The sequence below is a fragment of the Streptomyces sp. NRRL B-24085 genome, from assembly GCF_001282115.1.
Lineage (GTDB): Bacteria > Actinomycetota > Actinomycetes > Streptomycetales > Streptomycetaceae > Streptomyces.
Window position 1 is genome coordinate 1 of the sequence record NZ_LJBR01000681.1, and the last position, 1,059, is coordinate 1,059.

General features: G+C 70.7%; 1 protein-coding gene. It reads left to right on the forward strand.

The window, feature by feature from the left end:
- Window positions 1-116 precede the first annotated feature (116 nt).
- On the forward strand, window positions 117-1,043 hold the full coding sequence (locus AOJ26_RS41155; protein WP_053853417.1) for a metallophosphoesterase: 927 nt from the start codon (window positions 117-119) through the stop codon (window positions 1,041-1,043).
- The last annotated feature ends 16 nt before the right edge of the window (window positions 1,044-1,059 follow it).

Here is a 1,059-nt window from a genome sequence, read left to right on the forward strand (position 1 = left end):
GGGCTGAGGATTGGGGGGACGTCGGACACGCGGTCAGGGAGGATGTCGGGCGCCCAGGCAAGTCGGACATCGGGCGCCCGGTCAAGGAGGTCCTCGTGATCTGACACGATGGAGGCATGCGCGCGCGATACGGAGTTCCCTTGGGAATCGCGGCGGTTGGCGCCGCCGGCCTCGTCTACTCGGCGGGTTTCGAAGCCCGTTCCTTCCGGCTGCGACGAGTGACGGTCCCCGTCCTGCCGTCCGGCATGCGCCCCCTGCGGGTGCTCCAGGTCTCCGACATCCACATGGTCGGCGGCCAGCGCAAGAAGCAGCGGTGGCTGCGCTCGCTGGCGGGCCTGCGCCCCGACTTCGTGATCAACACGGGCGACAACCTCTCGGACCCGGAGGGCGTGCCGGAGGTGCTGGACGCGCTGGGCCCGCTGATGGAGTTCCCGGGCGCGTACGTCTTCGGCTCCAACGACTACTACGGCCCCAAGTTCCGCAACCCCGCCCGCTACCTGTACGAGAAGGCCCAGGGCCGCCATGGCCTGAACGGCAACGCCCCGGCCGTAGGAGTCATCCACAACCCGTGGGAGAACCTGCGGGACGGCTTCGACGCGGCGGGCTGGCAGAACCTCACCAACACGCGAGGCATGCTGAAGATCGAGGGCGTGTCGGTGGAGCTGACCGGCCTGGACGACCCCCACATCAAGCGGGACCGCTACGCCGAGGTGGCCGGGGGGCCGTCGGACGCGGCCGACTTCTCGATGGGCGTGGTGCACGCGCCGTACCTGCGCGTCCTGGACGCGTTCGCCGCCGACGGCTACCCCGTGATCCTGGCCGGCCACACCCACGGCGGCCAGCTCTGCCTGCCTTTCTACGGCGCCTTCGTCACCAACTGCGACCTGGACACCGACCGGGTCAAGGGCCTGTCCCGGCACACCGCGGAGGGCAGGACGTCGTACCTGCACGTGTCGGCGGGCTGCGGCACCAACCGCTACACGCCGGTGCGGTTCGCGTGCCCGCCCGAGGTGACGCTGCTGACGCTGGTGTCCCGGGACTGAGGGGCGGAGGGGGGCC

Excerpts from the sequence above, each read along its gene's own strand:
- AOJ26_RS41155 (WP_053853417.1), top strand. The coding sequence starts at position 117 with ATGCGCGCGCGATACGGAGTTCCCTTGGGAATCGCGGCGGTTGGCGCC.